Annotated in this window: 21 protein-coding genes; 13 read left to right on the forward strand and 8 right to left on the reverse strand. The window is 67.4% G+C overall.

Annotated features, from left to right (window positions below; genetic code table 11):
- Nucleotides 1-27: 27 nt before the first annotated feature.
- Nucleotides 28-891: an alpha/beta fold hydrolase gene (locus ACWCPQ_RS17285; protein ID WP_449899770.1), complete on the reverse strand. Its 864-nt coding sequence runs from the start codon at nt 889-891 to the stop codon at nt 28-30.
- Between the two features lie 184 nt (nt 892-1075).
- On the opposite strand from ACWCPQ_RS17285, the gene ACWCPQ_RS17290 reads away from it, so the two are divergent.
- The 3 genes from ACWCPQ_RS17290 to arfB all read left to right on the forward strand — a co-directional run bounded on the left by ACWCPQ_RS17290 (nt 1076) and on the right by arfB (nt 3444).
- Nucleotides 1076-1681 (forward strand): dihydrofolate reductase family protein, encoded by a 606-nt coding sequence (locus ACWCPQ_RS17290; protein ID WP_449899772.1) that lies wholly within the window; start codon nt 1076-1078, stop codon nt 1679-1681.
- A 326-nt stretch (nt 1682-2007) separates the two neighbouring features.
- Nucleotides 2008-2904 carry an aminoglycoside phosphotransferase family protein gene (locus ACWCPQ_RS17295; protein WP_449899774.1) on the forward strand — a complete coding sequence of 299 codons (897 nt, stop codon included), beginning with the start codon at nt 2008-2010 and terminating at the stop codon, nt 2902-2904.
- A gap of 111 nt (nt 2905-3015) precedes the next feature.
- Nucleotides 3016-3444: an alternative ribosome rescue aminoacyl-tRNA hydrolase ArfB gene (arfB, locus tag ACWCPQ_RS17300; protein WP_449899776.1), complete on the forward strand. Its 429-nt coding sequence runs from the start codon at nt 3016-3018 to the stop codon at nt 3442-3444.
- A gap of 20 nt (nt 3445-3464) precedes the next feature.
- Here arfB and ACWCPQ_RS17305 read toward each other — a convergent pair whose 3' ends face one another.
- Nucleotides 3465-4262 carry an alpha/beta fold hydrolase gene (locus ACWCPQ_RS17305; protein ID WP_449899778.1) on the reverse strand — a complete coding sequence of 266 codons (798 nt, stop codon included), beginning with the start codon at nt 4260-4262 and terminating at the stop codon, nt 3465-3467.
- Between the two features lie 59 nt (nt 4263-4321).
- On the opposite strand from ACWCPQ_RS17305, the gene ACWCPQ_RS17310 reads away from it, so the two are divergent.
- Nucleotides 4322-4702: a MerR family transcriptional regulator gene (locus ACWCPQ_RS17310; protein ID WP_449899780.1), complete on the forward strand. Its 381-nt coding sequence runs from the start codon at nt 4322-4324 to the stop codon at nt 4700-4702.
- A gap of 86 nt (nt 4703-4788) precedes the next feature.
- Here the strand turns inward: ACWCPQ_RS17310 and ACWCPQ_RS17315 are convergent, their stop codons facing one another.
- From ACWCPQ_RS17315 to ACWCPQ_RS17325, 3 genes are all read right to left on the reverse strand, one after another.
- Nucleotides 4789-5553, reverse strand: coding sequence for an ABC transporter permease (locus tag ACWCPQ_RS17315; RefSeq protein WP_449899782.1), 765 nt, complete (start codon nt 5551-5553; stop codon nt 4789-4791).
- Nucleotides 5550-6527: an ATP-binding cassette domain-containing protein gene (locus tag ACWCPQ_RS17320; RefSeq protein ID WP_449899785.1), complete on the reverse strand. Its 978-nt coding sequence runs from the start codon at nt 6525-6527 to the stop codon at nt 5550-5552. Before ACWCPQ_RS17320 ends, ACWCPQ_RS17315 begins: the two co-directional genes overlap by 4 nt.
- 174 nt (nt 6528-6701) lie before the next feature.
- Nucleotides 6702-7286: a VOC family protein gene (locus ACWCPQ_RS17325; protein WP_449899787.1), complete on the reverse strand. Its 585-nt coding sequence runs from the start codon at nt 7284-7286 to the stop codon at nt 6702-6704.
- An 81-nt stretch (nt 7287-7367) separates the two neighbouring features.
- Between ACWCPQ_RS17325 and ACWCPQ_RS17330 the strand changes: the two genes are divergently transcribed.
- On the forward strand, nt 7368-8345 hold the full coding sequence (locus ACWCPQ_RS17330) for a helix-turn-helix transcriptional regulator (protein ID WP_449899789.1): 978 nt from the start codon (nt 7368-7370) through the stop codon (nt 8343-8345).
- Nucleotides 8346-8609: 264 nt separating this feature from the next.
- Nucleotides 8610-8948 carry a hypothetical protein gene (locus tag ACWCPQ_RS17335; protein WP_449899792.1) on the forward strand — a complete coding sequence of 113 codons (339 nt, stop codon included), beginning with the start codon at nt 8610-8612 and terminating at the stop codon, nt 8946-8948.
- Nucleotides 8949-9009: 61 nt separating this feature from the next.
- Here ACWCPQ_RS17335 and ACWCPQ_RS17340 read toward each other — a convergent pair whose 3' ends face one another.
- On the reverse strand, nt 9010-9408 hold the full coding sequence (locus ACWCPQ_RS17340; protein ID WP_449899794.1) for a MerR family transcriptional regulator: 399 nt from the start codon (nt 9406-9408) through the stop codon (nt 9010-9012).
- Nucleotides 9409-9467: 59 nt separating this feature from the next.
- Here ACWCPQ_RS17340 and ACWCPQ_RS17345 point away from each other — a divergent pair, with 59 nt between their 5' ends.
- Together ACWCPQ_RS17345 and ACWCPQ_RS17350 are read left to right on the forward strand one after the other, a co-directional pair.
- On the forward strand, nt 9468-10388 hold the full coding sequence (locus tag ACWCPQ_RS17345) for an NAD(P)-dependent oxidoreductase (RefSeq protein WP_449899796.1): 921 nt from the start codon (nt 9468-9470) through the stop codon (nt 10386-10388).
- Between the two features lie 351 nt (nt 10389-10739).
- Nucleotides 10740-11117, forward strand: a complete 378-nt coding sequence (locus ACWCPQ_RS17350; RefSeq protein ID WP_449899798.1) for a hypothetical protein — start codon at nt 10740-10742, stop codon at nt 11115-11117.
- Nucleotides 11118-11135: 18 nt separating this feature from the next.
- Here the strand turns inward: ACWCPQ_RS17350 and ACWCPQ_RS17355 are convergent, their stop codons facing one another.
- The gene (locus ACWCPQ_RS17355) at nt 11136-11555 is read right to left on the reverse strand and encodes a hypothetical protein (RefSeq protein ID WP_449899801.1); all 420 of its coding nucleotides are present in this window, start codon (nt 11553-11555) and stop codon (nt 11136-11138) included.
- Nucleotides 11556-11617: 62 nt separating this feature from the next.
- On the reverse strand, nt 11618-12253 hold the full coding sequence (locus ACWCPQ_RS17360) for a DUF2461 domain-containing protein (RefSeq protein WP_449899803.1): 636 nt from the start codon (nt 12251-12253) through the stop codon (nt 11618-11620).
- Between ACWCPQ_RS17360 and ACWCPQ_RS17365 the strand changes: the two genes are divergently transcribed.
- The 5 genes from ACWCPQ_RS17365 to ACWCPQ_RS17385 all read left to right on the forward strand — a co-directional run bounded on the left by ACWCPQ_RS17365 (nt 12158) and on the right by ACWCPQ_RS17385 (nt 15394).
- Nucleotides 12158-12625, forward strand: coding sequence for a dihydrofolate reductase family protein (locus ACWCPQ_RS17365; RefSeq protein ID WP_449899805.1), 468 nt, complete (start codon nt 12158-12160; stop codon nt 12623-12625). The two genes, ACWCPQ_RS17360 and ACWCPQ_RS17365, sit on opposite strands and share 96 nt — an antisense overlap.
- Before the next feature lie 105 nt (nt 12626-12730).
- Complete coding sequence (locus ACWCPQ_RS17370) at nt 12731-12964, forward strand: hypothetical protein (protein ID WP_449899807.1); 234 nt, start codon at nt 12731-12733, stop codon at nt 12962-12964.
- Nucleotides 12961-14199: a hypothetical protein gene (locus ACWCPQ_RS17375; protein ID WP_449899810.1), complete on the forward strand. Its 1239-nt coding sequence runs from the start codon at nt 12961-12963 to the stop codon at nt 14197-14199. Before ACWCPQ_RS17370 ends, ACWCPQ_RS17375 begins: the two co-directional genes overlap by 4 nt.
- Before the next feature lie 9 nt (nt 14200-14208).
- Entirely contained in the window at nt 14209-14871 is a 663-nt protein-coding gene (locus ACWCPQ_RS17380; RefSeq protein ID WP_449899812.1) for a hypothetical protein, read from the forward strand.
- 163 nt (nt 14872-15034) lie between these two features.
- Nucleotides 15035-15394: an RDD family protein gene (locus tag ACWCPQ_RS17385; RefSeq protein WP_449899814.1), complete on the forward strand. Its 360-nt coding sequence runs from the start codon at nt 15035-15037 to the stop codon at nt 15392-15394.
- Nucleotides 15395-15509 lie beyond the last annotated feature (115 nt).

Genomic DNA, 15509 nt, shown 5'->3' on the forward strand with positions numbered 1-15509 from the left:
TCGGCAGCGTTACCCACCAGCCGGAGGCTACAGAGCGAGCATGGCGGCAGCGACCGGGTCGGCCGCGGCTTCGCGCAGAGCGGTACCCATGTCGTCGAGGACGAGTAACCGCGCCCCGGGGATTTCGGCGGCGAGGACCTCACCGTTGCCGACCGGGAAGAACGGGTCGGCGCGGCCGTGCACCACGAGCGTGGGTACGTCGAGCTCCCCGAGCCGGTCCCGCCAGCGCGGGGCGCAGTCGAGCCGGGAGAACACCATCCCGAGCTGGTTCGCCTGGTGCACCGCGGGATCGCTCGACCGCGTCCGGTCCCAGATCCGGGTCGCCGTGGCCCGCGCCTGCTGCGGATCGTTGCCCAGCGGCTCGGCGCCCTCGGCGGCGAACGCCGCGACAGCGTCCCGGTCGCGCCAGTCCGGCCATGGGCGCGAGAACAGCGGGCCCATGACCGTGCGGTCGTGGTCGGGCAGGTCCTCGTCGACCGGGCCCGGCGCCACCGGCCGAGTGCCGACGAGGGTCAGTGCGGAGAACACGTCCGGATGATCCAGCGCGGCGACCTGGGCGACCATCCCACCGACGCCGATCCCGCCGAGATGGGCCGTCCCGGCACCGAGTACCCCGACCAGCGCGGCCGCGTCGGCGGCGAGATCCCGCAGGTGGTAGGCCGGATTCTCCGGGTCGAGGGTCGTCGACGCGCCGGAGTCGCGCAGGTCGTAGCGGACCACACACCGCCCGCCCGACGCGAGCCGCTCGCACAGCCTGTCGGGCCAGGACAACATCGTTGTGCCACCGACCAGCAGGACCAGCGGATCGTCGGCGCTGCCGAAGCTCTCGATGCCCAGATCCACACCGTTCGCCCGTATCGAGGTCGTACCCGATCCGAACGGTCTCGTCATGTCCGGACTCCCTTCTGTCGGCATTTCCGACGATGTCGACGGCAGATTCACCCGAAAATCATCGGAGCAGCCGAGATCGTATCCACGCGGCCCGGCAATGAGTTTCTCGTTACCCACGGCGCGGCGATGAGTTTGCGGCTCCCGGCCGGTCGAAGCTCGTGACACCCTAGGAAAGGACACCGCCATGTCGGAGCTTCTCGTCGATTTCATCACCTCGCTCGACGGCTACGCATCGGGGCAGGGATGGCCCGGTTTCTGGGGCCTCGAAGGCCCGGAGTATCTCGCGTGGCTCGGCGAGCAGCCCGAGGTCACCTACCTGATGGGAGCGAACACCTACCGTCTGATGTCGGGTTTCGCCGTCGGTGAGGTCCCGGATGGCCAGGACGAGTTCAGGCCCGAAGAAGAGGCGTCCGTCGATGAGCTCACGAAGGCGTCCAAGGTGGTGTTCTCCGCCTCGCTCGAGGAGCCGCTGACGTGGGCCAACTCCACGCTGGTCCGCGACGACGCCGTCGAGGCGGTCCGCGCCATGAAGTCGAGTGGTTCGGGGCTGCTCAGCACGATCGGCAGTCTCAGCCTGAGCCGGTCCCTGTTACGAGCCGGACTCGTCGACCGCTTCCGGGTCGTGATGTTCCCGGTGATCACCGGGGCGACCGGCGAAGAACGAATCTATGACGGCTATCCGGACCTCGCCCTCGAGATGGTCGAGCACCGCACCTTCGACGGCCGCATCCAGCTGGTCGAGTACAAGCCCCGCCTGCTCGAGCACCCGCCGCTCGGCGCCCCTGCATGACGCTTCCCTCCGCAACGGCTCAGGTTGCCGCCTTTTCGATTCGTGCACCGAGTGCATCCAGTTCGTCCAGGACGAGACCAGCGCCCCATACCTGTTCCCTCTTCCGGTTCGTCAGGGGGCGTAGCACTCCTGCTTCGTAAAGCCGATCGATGGCGGCGTAGGCACTGCTCGATTCGGGTCGCCGCTTCGGTAGGCGGACAGATCGTCGAAGTAGCGGTCCCGGTGCGGTCGGCTGGTTTCATCGAGGAGAACGTGCAACGAACCCACGTCGAGCAACCGCCCATCCCATGGTTGAGCCTTACACCGCCTCGGTACAGTGACTTCGCATGACCGGCACCGAGTTGGAGATCACCGCAGACTTGGTCCGCGCTGTGCTGCGCGAGCAACATCCCGACCTCGCGGGCCTGACCATCTGCGAGGTGGCAGGTGGCTGGGGCAACCAGATGTGGCGTCTCGGGGACGAGTTGGCCGTCCGTATGCAGCGCATGGATCCCACCCCGGACCGGCAGCTGAAGGAGCGGCGGTGGCTACCCGTGCTGGCCCCGCGCCTGCCGCTGCCGGTGCCGACCCCGGTGCGGTTCGGTGAACCGTCCGAGCGTTTCCCCAAGCACTGGACTGTGGTGACGTGGGTTCCCGGCGAGCCGCTCGACCACGTCACGATCAGCCGCGGCGCCGATGCGGCCGATACGCTGGCGGCCTTCCTGCGGGCGCTGCACGTTCCCGCACCCGCCGAGGCGCCGATCGCTACCGACCGCGGCGCCCATCCCAGGGACTGCACCGACGGCTTCGAGGCCTTCTTCCGAGCCGTCGCCCCGGCCGACCTCGCCGCCGACGTCCGGGCGGTCTGGGACGATGCCGTCGCCGCCGGCCCGTGGGAGGGCCCACCGGTGTGGGTGCACGGCGACCTCCATCCCGCGAACGTCGTCGTCTCGGACGGAACGCTCTCGGGCATCGTCGATTTCGGTGACCTGTTCGCAGGTGACCCGGCGTGGGACCTCGCCGCCGCATGGGTGCTGCTGCCCGCGGGCGCGGCGGCGCGGTTCTTCGACAGGTACGCGCACGCGGACGAGGCGGCGATCCGGCGGGCCCGCGGGCTGGCGGCCATGAAGAGTCTGTTCCTGATACTCATGGGGCAGAACGGAGATCGCGGCCTTCCGGGCGGCAAGCCGCACTGGGGACCGGTAGGCCGAGCGGCACTCGAACGTGTTCTGAAGGGCGTGTGACGGACGGGGAGAATCGGCCGTGGACAAGGTCGTTGCTATCGTGAACGACGAGGTCATCATTCAGCCCACCTGGGATAGTGGACTCGCGAATCGGAAAGACGGCGTCGGATCATGGCAGCAGACTTGACCGTGACTCGGACGCTGGTGATACCCGCCGCCGAGTTAGGCGAGCGGTTCTCCCGCTCGTCCGGCCCGGGCGGGCAGCACGTCAATACCACCGACAGCCGGGTCGAGCTGTCGTTCGACCTCGCCGACTCGCCCTCCGTGCCGGAGTGGCTGCGCATCCGGATGCTCGATCGCCTGGCCGGCCGCCTGGTCGACGGGGTGCTCACGATCGCCGCTTCGGAGCACCGTGCCCAGCTGCAGAACCGCGCGGCCGCCCGCGAACGCCTGGCCTCGTTACTGCGTGAGGCCGCTGCCGCGCCGCCGCCCGTTCGCCGCGCCACCAAGCCCTCGCGTGGCGCGAAGGAACGTCGCATCGCCGCGAAGAAGCGGCGCGGCATCACCAAGCGAAACCGCCGTGCCTTTCCCGACGACTAGTTGTTGTGGGGATAGCGACATCACCGTGGCTGTGGGACCTGAACTGCCAGGAAGTCGTTGATGACTTCTGCCCATTCGGCGGGGCGCTCGCTGGCGAGTGCGTGTCCGGAATCGAGTTCGACGAGCCGGGCGTTCGGGATCCCGGTCGCGAGCTCCGCCGCGTGCGAAGCCGATACGACCAGGTCGTGGGCGCCGGCGATGACCACGGTGGGAACCCTGATACCCGGCGACTCCGACCGGACGTCGACTCGGGTCAGCAGGTCGAGTTGATCGTCGGCTCCGGCCGGTAGCGCCGGCCCGATCGTGTCGACCAGCGCACCGATCTCACGGCCCGATCGGGCATCGAGCCATCCGGGACTCCAGCCGAGCAAGGTCAGATACGCCGCCAATGACCGGGTATCTCCGGAAGCGGCCAGCCGCCGCCACGTGGCGGCCACCAACCGCAGGCGCGCATTGGGATGAGCGAATCCCGCCGACAACGCCAGCCCGGTCACCCGTTGAGGGTGCCGAGTCGCGATCCGCACTGCCACCGCGGCCCCGGTAGAGAATCCGGCCACGGCGAACTGTTCCTGCCCGGCCCGTAGCGCCGCGTCCACCAGGCCGTCGGCCAGGCCGTCGAGCGTCAGCGGCTCTGTCGCGCGCGGCGTCCGCCCCGATCCGGGGTAGTCCGCCGCGACGACCGTATTCGCCTCGGCCAACCGCGGCACGATCGAGCCGAAACTGTCCTCGATATCGCTGCTCGCCCCGTGTGCGAGCAGGACGCCCGGTCCGCTTCCGTGGACAGACCCCTGGAATTCACTCGTGTTCTGCTGTGTCATGGACCCACGCTAAAATCTCACATCGATGTGAGAGTCAACTCGGAGCGGGCGGAGTCGGGATGCGAATCGGTGAACTGGCGCAGCGCACGGGTGTGAGCCATCGGCTACTCCGCTACTACGAGGAGCAGGGGCTGCTCACGGCACAACGAACCGGCGGCGGCTTTCGCGAGTACGCTCCGACCGCCCCCGATACCGTCCGCCAGATCCGTGCTCTCCTGGCCGCCGGTCTGCCCACCCGGGCCATTCGCGATATCCTGCCCTGCGCGCACGGCCCTGCCCCCACTCTCGAGCCCCACCCCGATATGCTCGCCCTTCTCCGCACCGAACTGGACTCCCTCGACTCGCGCATCACCTGCTTGCGAGAAACCCGCGAATTACTGGCCTGCTACCTGTCGACCACGGAAGCCGGCTCGACTGCCATGCAGGGTCGTGCTCCATAGACTTTCTCGGCCGGTGTTCATGGCATCAGCTCTTGATCGTGAACGCCTTCTGCCGGGTCGACCCGTCGGTCGCGATCCTTTCCTGGTCAGCTGGTGCTCTTGCGCAGTGCGCGCAGGCCCACCGCGATACCGATGGCCGCGGTGAGGATCGCGGCGAGCCAGCCCCAGCCGACGTCGGCCGTGGTGAGGCGGCTGGCGAACAGATCGCGTTCGGCGTTCACGACGTGGGTCAGCGGGTTCACCACCGAGAGCGCGCGCATCCAGCCCGGGGCTTGTTCGAGGGGCAGCAGCATGCCGGACAGGATCATCGAGGGAAACAGCAAGGTCTGGTGCACGGTCCAGAAAACCCAGTCCTGTTTCCGGACGACGATGGCCAGGGCGTAACTGAACGAGCCGATGCCCAGGCCGAGGACACCCAGCAGCAGTAGGCCCTGCACCGCGCCGAGTGGATCCGGACGCAGCCCCAAGGGGATGGTCACCAGGATGATCAGGGTCGCCTGCGCGATCAGGGGGAGGAATTCCTTGACCGCGCGGCCCAGGAAGAGCGCCGACCGGGACAGCGGCGTGACCAGCAGGCGCTCGTGAGTGCCGGTCTGGAGGTCGAACTGGAGATTGGAGCCGGTGCCGGCGGTACCGAACAACGACGTCATGACCAGGATTCCGGGAACGAACCACGCCCAGGGCGACTCACCGTCGCGGGCCAGCAGCGGCCCGAACAGCAACAGGAAGAACAGTGGTTGGACCAGGCCGAAGACGACCGAGAACGGGTCGCTGAGCACGGGGCGCAGTTCCCGGAGCGTGACGAGCAGGGTGTCGCCGACGATATTGCGGCGCGGTTCGGTGGTGGTCATCGGGTCTCCTCCGGATCGTGGGTGCCGCGCTCGGCCGTGCCGGGGTCGCGCAGGCTGCGTCCGGTGAGCTCGAGGAAGACGTCGTCGAGGGTGGGCTCCCGGGTAGCGGCGGAAACGACCTCGATGCCGCGCGAATGGGCCGCGGTGACCAGCGCGGGTACGGCTTTCGGGCCGTTCGCCGCTTGGGCGACGACGGTGGTGCCGGTGCGGGTCACCCGGTTCACGCAGTCGGTCCGGCGCGCCAGTTCGGCCAGCTCACCGGTCCGGGCCGGGTCTCCGGTCTCGAACGTCACCTTGTCTCCCGCGTGCTCGCTCTTGAGCGCGTCGGGTGAACCGTCGGCGATGATGCGTCCGTGATCCACGATTACGACCCGGTCGGCGATCTGGTCGGCCTCGTCGAGGTAGTGGGTGGTGACCACGATCGTCATACCGGATTCCGCCCGGAGGCGGGCGATGTGGTCCCACAGGTTGGCCCGGTTGTGCGGGTCCAGGCCGGTCGTCGGCTCGTCGAGGAACAACAGCGCGGGCCGGTGGACCAAACCCATCGCCAGATCCAGACGGCGGCGCTGGCCGCCGGACATGGCCTGGGACTTCCGCTTTCCGAGTCCGTCGAGCCCCAGGGCGGTAAACAGCTCACTCGCCCGGAGCCGCGCCGATGTCCGGTCCAGTCCGTGGATCCGGGCCTGGGTCACCACCTCGTCCATCGCGCGCTGCGTATGTCCCGCGCTGTTGCCCTGACCGACGTATCCGATCACCTGCCGCACCTGGGCCGGTTCACGCTGGACGTCGTGGCCACCGATCTCCGCGGATCCGCCGGTCGGCGGCAGCAGCGTCGTGAGCATGCGCATCAAGGTCGTCTTACCGGCCCCGTTGGGGCCGAGGATCGCCAAGACTTCTTCCCGCGCGACGATCAGATCGATGCCGTCGACCGCGCGGACTTCTGATTCGCCGGGACCGTGGAAGGTCCTGGTCAAATTCCGGGTGTTGATCACGTCCTGCCTCTCGATGGGGTATAGGACGATCAAATCCTCCGTTGTGGACGATATACGGCCACAAGCCGAACGGGCGGCCCGGAAAGTCCGTGCCTCGGAAAGTCGCTTGCCGATGCCCTGCGGCGCATATGCGGCCGCAGGGCCTCGGCAAGCGGGTCAGCGGGTGCGGGGATCCTGCAGCGACGCCATCGCTTCCATGAGCGAGGAATGAACGGCGGTCAATTCCGGTGTGGCGAACGACTCCCAGGACTGCTCGCCCGCGCCGTCCTCGGCGGGATCGGCCTGCCCCCAGTCGCCTTCGCCGGTTCCGTCCGCCGGTCCTTCATCCCAGGACGCGTTACCGGGATTGTGCTTGTACACCCACCACAGGTGGCCGAACGGGTCGGCGAAGCGGGCGAGTACGTCGCCCCAGAAGTCCGTCGGCTCGGTGACGATCCGCGCACCACGCGCGGCGGCTCGTTTCAGCGTGGCGGCCGGATCGTCGACGTAGACGCGGACGAAGGACGGCATATACGGCCAGTCCGGTTTGCGGTCGGCGATCGTGAGCGTCGAATCGCCTATCCGCAGTTCGGAATGCAGAATCAGGCCGTCGGTATCGGCGGTCCGGGCCTCGGGGACCTCGATCGCCCCGAACACATCGACCAGGAAGTCGAGCAGACCTGCCGCGTCGTCGGTCCAGATGAAGGGGTCGACCGTCGCGGATCCGGCGGGCGCCGGGGGGACGGCGGGAGTGGTGGACATACTGTCTCCTTTCGGTTGGCGCCCCCAGAGTCGTCGCAGTTGCGGACAGGATATGGCCACAAGTACGCATAACCTCGGGGTGTGTCCACCAGCACTCGCACTCTCGCGCTTCTCGGTCTGCTGCAGAGCCGCCGCCACTGGTCCGGTGCCGAACTCGCCCGCCGGCTCGATGTCAGCGAGCGGACCATCCGGCGTGATGTGCTCGGTCTCCAGGAGGTCGGCTATCCGATCGTCACGACACGCGGAACCGGCGGCGGCTACCAGCTCAGTGCGGGTGCCTGCCTGCCACCATTGGTGCTGGGCGAGGAGGAGGCCGCCGCGACCGTGCTGGGGCTGAAGGAGATCGCCACCGGCGTCCATCCCGCCTCCGCGGAAGCCGCGATGAGCGCCATGGCCAAGATCGTCCAGGTCCTGCCCGCTCGTATCCGCCGCCGGATCGACAGTCTGCGCACCGTCGCGACCCCCGCCGGCGATGGATACCACCGAGCCGGGATCGACGATGTCACCGCCTTGACCACACTCGCACTCGCCTGCCGGGACGCCGATACCGTCTCCTTCTCCTACCGCGGCAGCAGCGCGGCCACTTCGCAGCGCACCACCCAGCCGCATCAGATAGTCAATGTCGAAAGCCGCCTCTACCTGGTGGCCTGGGATCTCGATCGCGCCGACTGGCGAACTTTCCGAATCGACCGGATCACGCAACCACGCCGCACCGGCGCGCGATTCGCACCGCGCGGCCTGCCCGGCGGCGATCCGGTGGACTACGTCCGCGACCGGATCGGGTCGATGCCCTCCAGATACCGGGTCCACGCCACCATCCAGGCCTCCGCCGAACGGGTCAGAGCCGAGATCGTCCACTACGGCACCGTCGCCGCCGTCGACCCCGGCTCCTGCGAGGCCCATATCGCCGCCGAATCCCTGGACTGGGCGGCCTTCTGCCTCGTCTCGATCGGAGCGCCGTTCGTCGTGCACGGGCCACCCGAAGCGACCGATCTCATGAAGGACTGGGGATCCAGGCTCCTGGCTGCCACGGCAACGACCGGTGGCTTCGGTCGTTGAACCTTGACCTGCATATAGGTTGAGGTTCTAGCGTGGGCCTCGGTTGATCACCACGCCAGAGGACATGCTCATGATTCTGGCCACGGGAGCCACCGGGAACATCGGACGCTCGTTGCTGAAGGAGTTGCGCGCGTTCGGCGCCGAGCCCATCAGGGCGCTCACCCGTGACACCGGTGGAGCCGCTTTCCGGCCGGGGTCGAGGCAGTCGAGGGCGATCTGGCCGATATCTCCTCGCTGTCGGCCGCGCTGGACGGGGTGCGGTCGATGTTTCTCGTGCCGCGGCTCGGGCCGGATGCCGAGATCCATCGGGGGCAGCGGTATGCGCTGACCGGCCCCGCATCGGTCAGTGCGCGTCAGCAGGTCGCAACCATCGCCGGGCTGTTGAACCGGGAGATCGAGTTCACCGAGATCACCCGGGAGGATGCACGGCCGGGCATGGTCGCGGTCTTCGGCGAAGACGCCGCCGACGCCGTCCTGGACGTGACCGGCGGCGACGTCGACGACGCTCTGCTGCGAGTGCGCGACACGGTCCCACGACTGACGGGATCAGTGGCCAGGACCTTCGCGCAATGGGCTGAGGAGAACGTCGACGCTTTCCGGTGAGTTGCCGGTCTCGTGGTGAGCAATCGGCGCACTCATGTGCTGGTCCGGTGGTGCCGCGGTATCAGAACGCCATCACCGAGTCACACTCCGCGGGATCAGCGAGGTCGAGCCGTGAGGTGGCCTCGATGAGTGCGTCCAGTCTGTCGCGTGCGGTCAGGAGTTCGGCTGCGGCACTGCTCAGCCGTTGCCGTTCGCGGTGCAGGTCGGGCAGCATTGCAGAGCAGGACGGCGTGAGTTCGCCGCCGGCGTCGGACATGCACGGCAGCAATCCGCGGATCGTTGCGGTGCCGAGCCCGGCCGCGAGCATCAAGCGGATGCCGTGCACCGTGGCGACATCCTCCGCCTGGTATTCGCGGTAGCCGCTCGGGCGTCGCACCGGCCGAAGCAGATCCTGTTCCTCGTAGTAACGCAACGAGCGTACGCTCGCTCCCGTGAGTCGGGACAGCTCGCCGATACGCATGTGACAACCGCCATCTCGAGTTGACTCTGACACTGGTGTGAGGCTCCAGCCTATCCAGCATGACAACTCAGCATTCATCCGCAGAGCACGACACCGCGATCACCGTCATCGGCCTGGGGCCGATGGGCTCGGCGCTGGCGGAGGCGTTTCTCGGCGCGAACCAGTCCGTAACGGTGTGGAACCGCACCCCCGGCAAAGCCGACGCTCTGGTTGCCAGGGGCGCGCATCGAGCGGCCACCGTAGCCGAGGCTGTGGCCGCCGGCCCCATCGCCTTCACGTGTCTGAATGACTATTCGACCATGTACGAGGTCTTGGACTCAGGTGGCGATGCGTTCAGGGGGCGCCTGCTGGTGAACCTCAATTCGGGGACTCCGGCGCAAGCCCGGGCAGCAGCGGCTTGGGCGGACGAGCGCGACCTCGACTACCTCGATGGCGCGATCATGGTGCCGCCGCCGCTCGTCGGTGACCCCGAATCGGTCTTTTTGTACAGCGGCTCTTGGGAAGTATTCGACCGCCACCGTAAGACTCTCGCACTCCTGGGTGACCCTCGATACCTCGGCACCGATCCAGGGCTCGCCGTCCTCTACAACACGGCGCTGCTGGGCATGATGTACGCGACTCTGAACGGATTCCTGCACGGCGCTGCCCTGGTCGGCTCCGCGGGTGTGCCCGCGGTCGAGTTCGCCGAACTCGCGCTGGGCTGGTTCATGCCCCTGATGCTGGCCCCGGAGAGCCTCGCCGAACAGGCGCCGAACCTGGACAAAGCCGCCTACCCAGGTGATCTCGGCACCATGCAAATGAACCTCAACGCCCTGGACCACATCACTCGCACCAGCATCGAGCAGGGCGTCAACGCCGATCAGCCGCAGTTGATGAAGGATTTCGCCGAACTCGCGCTCGCTCAGGGGTACGGCTCCCAGAACTACTTCGCCATGTTCGAGATCTTCAAGAATCCGCAGGACCTACCTCAACACCGATGAGCTACGGCCAGCGGCGGTGCCCGCATCCGTGGTGCCGTATCCGAAGATGTTCGGGGAGGGAAGCCGTGCCGGGGTGGGTGTTCGTTCGATATGGGGCCCGCCCGCCCGTTGCCCCCTTCTCCGGTCGGCAGTCCGGGGCGTGACACCGGTCCCGTATCGAGAGGACGGAAACCTGGGTCTACCTGTGCGAGAGAGGCAGGAGGGGTAGGCCGGATCATCGGCGAGCACGGTTTCCGGCTTGCTCCGAACGAGGAACCCGAAAGCGAGCATTACACCGGCCGATACGAGATTATGGTCGCAGACCTGGTTACTCAGGTCACACACTGCGTTTTCGACTGATCAGGAATCTGCGTGCATACCTCGAAGATATCGACCCACACCGTGCTCGGCAGCGTCGTTGCCGCGCTGCTCATTGTCGGATCAGGGGGCGTCGCGGCGGCCGCGCCCGCGCCCGCCCCCGCGCCCGCGCCGGTCGCACCAGCACAAGCACCCGATGTTCCGGGGTCCGGGCCGGTGGCACCCATCGCGGCGTGCATGGCGCCCGGCGACTCCATCGAACTCCGGGCCGGCCTGGGTGGCGCGCTCGGAACCGCGATCGGCGCGATCACGGGTCTGCCTCTCTTCTTCATCGGGGCCATCCCGTTCGGGATCATCGGCGGCGTGGTCGGCGCCATGGTCGGCTCGACCACCTACGCGCAGGACGCCTGGCGGGCTCCGCAAGACTGCTGATCGGACGGGGCCGCGGGGTCAGCCCTTTACCGGGGTAGGTGGCGTCGAGCCATTCGGTGAACGAAGGTCGGCCGATGCGGGCGTGCGGCCGGCCACCGACCCGCGGTCCTTCAGCAGCGACCGATACACGCCGACCACGGTCGCGGCGCCGACGATCTCGCGGCGGTCGATCATCCGCACCGCTTCGTCGAGCGGTACCCACCGGATCATTTCGGTTTCGTTGATATCGGGCCGGGTGTCGGTGAGGTCGGCGCCGTGGGCGGGATAGATGTCTTGGGGGTGGTCGAGGGTGCCGATGGCGGGCTGATCGGTCACGAGGTGCTGCATGGTGCGATGCGTCGGCGCGCTGCTGTCGAGTCGGCGACCGTCAGGCACTGCGTGGTCGACGAGCGCGCTGACGAGATCGACGGAAGCGAGCGAGAGCTCACCCACGATCACGTCGTGCGCAGCGAATCCGTCTTCCCCGGAGGGAGTGCGGGCGATGCGGCCCGCCTGCGGACTCAGATGCCGACGACGGCCCCGAGCCACCCCACGATGGGCCGCAGGGTCTCCCACGACGTGCGGACCTCCGTGGCGGCGCGTGGTGTTCTCAGCCAGCCCGGGGTGCCGAACTCCCGGCTGACCACGAGCGATTTGTGCCGCAGCAGGTCGATGCGCGGGTGGTCGAGTGGATAGCCCTTGGGACGGGTTTTCAGCTTGCTGCCACCGAGGACATAGCCCGCCTGGACGAGCTTGTCCAGGATCTTCTCGAACTCGGCACCGCGCACGTCGTCATCCAGGGTGGCGCGCAGGCGGGACAACTGTTCCGGTGAGGCCGAGTAGAGGCCACCGGCGACGAACAGCCCGGGTGCGCCGATCTGGACGTACCAGCCGACCCCTGGCGCAGTGTGCGCGACGGCGCCCTGATGGGTCTTGTACGGTGATTTGTCCTTGGAGAACCGTACATCGCGGTAGGGACGGAAGATCTTGACCGGGCCGAAGTCCGGTTCGAGATCGGCGCTCAGCGCGGTCATCGGCCCTTTCACGGCGTCCTCGTAGATGTGCTTGTTGGCGGTCCAGAACGTCTTCGAATTATCGGCCTCGAGATCCTCGAAGAAGTCCGGCCCCGCGATCGGGAATCCCGCGAACTCGCTCATACCCTCGAATCTATCGCCCGCCGTTGGAGTGGAACGACGGGGTGTCGACCGGTCGATCCTCGGCTACGTCGTGAATCTTCCGAGGCGGTCGACGCCACGAAGTCGAGTAGCTCGGGGCTCCTCAGCACGCTCGGCAGCCCCAGCCTGTGCCGGTCCCTGCTCCGAGCCGGATTCGTCGACAGCTTCCGGGTCGTGATGTACCCGGTGATCACCGGGGCGACGGGCGCGGAACGCATCTACGACCGCTATCCGGACGTCGCCCTCGAGATGATCGAGCACCGCACCTCGACTACTGACTTCCGCCATTCACGGATCAGCCCTTCGACTGCGAACTGGTATTCTCCGAGCAACCGACCCGGCAGGTGCAGATAGGGGGGCGGGTGCCCGGTCCACTTCAGGTCGATATCGATGTTTTGACGAAAACTGCTACCGGACTGAAAAATTCACAACAGATACTCGAGGACGCCTCTCAAAGCGATGGCCGATGTGGGCGCCGCGAGCATCGGCACCCAGACGCTCGACGACGCCGCGGACAGTTTCCAGCGGCGGTGGCGTTTCGGGGTGCAGCGCATCGGGGAGCTCTCCCGGACCACCGCGGACGGCGTGGACCAATGCCTCGCCGCCTACCAGGTTGCCGACAATGCGACGGCTGCCGCCCTCGGCCAGGTCAACGGAACGCCCGTTACCACCGATGAACAAGGGCAGCCGTGACGGACAACCCCTATCCGCATCTCGGCTACAACCCGGTACCCGGCGTACCCGACGATGTCACCGGCCTGAGTAACCAGGTCGAGACGGCCGCCGACGCGGTCCGTGAAACCAACGATCTGCTGGCCCGCCTGCGTAGCAGCAACGACGAAGTCTGGCGCGGGGAGGCGGGCGACGCGTTCCGGAGCCACTTCGATGCCACTCTTGCCCAGGATCTGGGTTATGCCCAGAGTTCGCTGGAGCGTGCGGTCACGGTTCTCGGGGAGTGGAACACGGCCCTCGTCGGGTTTCGCGATCAGGCGAAAGCCCTCGATCAGGAAGCCGCGGCGGCGGCCGGTGAGGTGAACAAGGCCGTCACCGAAGTTCAGCAGGCAAATGCCAACCCCGATCTCGGCCTCGCGAACCAGCAGTTCGACGACCCGGCCGCACTGCAGGCAGCACAGAACCGGCTCAATGCGGCCACCGCACGGGTGAATGCGGCCAACACCGCGCTGAACAATTGGCTGGGGGTCCAGGATTCGATCGCCGCCCGGGTCCGCGATCTCGCCACCGAACACGAGAATGTGGCCAAGCGGATCGCTTCCGAACTGGATGCCGCGGCGAAGGATTTCGCGCCGAGCGAGCCGGATAAGAGCATCTGGGACCGGATCAAGGATGCGATCGGGGCCATCGGCGACTGGATCGACGAGCACCGCGAGGGTATCCACACCGCACTCTCCACCACCGCGGCCGTCGCCGGTCTGCTCGCGCTGGTCACGCCTCCGCCGGTTTCCGCGATCGCACTGGGAGTGTCACTGGCCGCGGGTGCCGGAGCGCTCGCCCTGGATTTCACCGACCCGGAGGTGCGGGAAGGTCTCATGTCCGGTGACCCGAAGGCATGGCTGACCGTGGGTGGTGACGCGCTCAGCGTCGTTCCCGGCGCCAGCGCCGCGGGCAAGGCCGCCTGGGTCGGCATCCGAGGGGCCGACGATGTCGGGCGGTTGGGGGGAATGCTCAACACGTGGACAGCGGGTGCGCACGATCCCGGCATCTTCATGAAAGCTCTCGCAAATCCGGTCGATTCGGGTCTCAGCGCCGCGGCGCAGGCCAATCCGGCGCTCGCCTCGACCTACAAAGTGCTGCAAGCGGCCGATCTGGGCGGCACTTCCCCGTTGCCCAGCGCCGCACCGGCCATGGCGATACTCACCAGGGCCGGCTCGTCGGTGTCCAAACTGGCCGGGCTCGGCGGGGAGGAGTAGCAGCCCGCCGTGCCGAACGACAAGCTACGCCCCGCTCCGGCGGTCGGTATCGAGATTCCGCCCGGATACAACGAGATTCCGCTCGGCGACCTGGACACTCTCCTGCCGATTGTGGGCCCGGTGATCACCGAGTCCGTTCCCGACGAACTTCGCGACGATGTACCGAATGTGCTGGGAAGACTGCACTTCCTGCTGGCCACGCTGGCCGCGAACAACGCTCTGTACACCGGCATAGGTCTGCACCGCACCGCAGATGCTGAAGCCGAGCGGGTGGCCGTCTCCTGGCTGACCGTTTCCTCGTTCGATTTCGGAGAGGAACGCAACCCGAGGCTGGTGCTCAGTGAGCTGATCAACGCCAAGGCCGACGCGAAGTCACGGGGCACACTCGTGGTGGTGGAAGCACCGATCGTCCCGGTCCTCTACTTCGAGTGGACCGAAAAGCATGCGGCGCCGGCTGTCTCGAGCTACCCGGCCGCCGGAGACGGTCCGGAGGTGTTCCGAATCGAGGCAACGGTGCCGTCCGAGGACGGCACCGCGATCGCCGTGGTCGAGTTCTCGACCGCGGACGCCGACGCCGGGCCGCAATACCGCCGGATGGTTCTCGATATGGCGATGTCGGTGACCTTCCCGCAACCCCTCTCGGACAGTAGGAGTTCCAGTCTTGCGCTCTGACGAATCGAACACTGCGCCATATCACCCAGGCAACGCGGGAGCCGAACGCCCAGCTGTAGGACTAAGCAAGCCCGAACCGAACCCCATGCGGCACAAGATCCGTGCCGGCGGCAGAACCGGCGCCCGACCCGCCCCCAGCACCCCGAAGCCCTCGGACGAACTCATGGTGGGCAGGACGTCGAACCCCTACACATCGAAAGAGCTGCGGTACACGCTGGTCACAATGGCCCTGATCGTGGACATGCTGTTGCACATCGCGGTGGGTGTGGCGGTGTGGTACAGCTTCGAGCATTCCCCCGAGCCACCGTGGAATCCGATCATGTCGGGAGTACTCGCCGCTATCGCCGCCTCGTTCATGCATCGCACATTCATCCAGAGGCTGATCCGGACCACGCTCGGCAAACTCGTTTTCGGGCTCCGGTTGCGGCGCGAGGACGGCAGCTATCCAACGCTGGGGCAGTTGATCAAGCAGTGGTTCATCGGTATCTTCGGCGCGCTGGAGATCCTCACCGTCTTCAGCTGACCGCGACCTGCGGGTGGCTGAACGCTCGGGTCGAGGCGGGCGGCGAGTCCACCGACCGCGCCTGCGCCATGGTGGAGCCAGGGTTCGTCGGTGCAGCGATGGCCGTGACCGTCCA

Source organism: Nocardia sp. NPDC001965 (genome assembly GCF_053594175.1).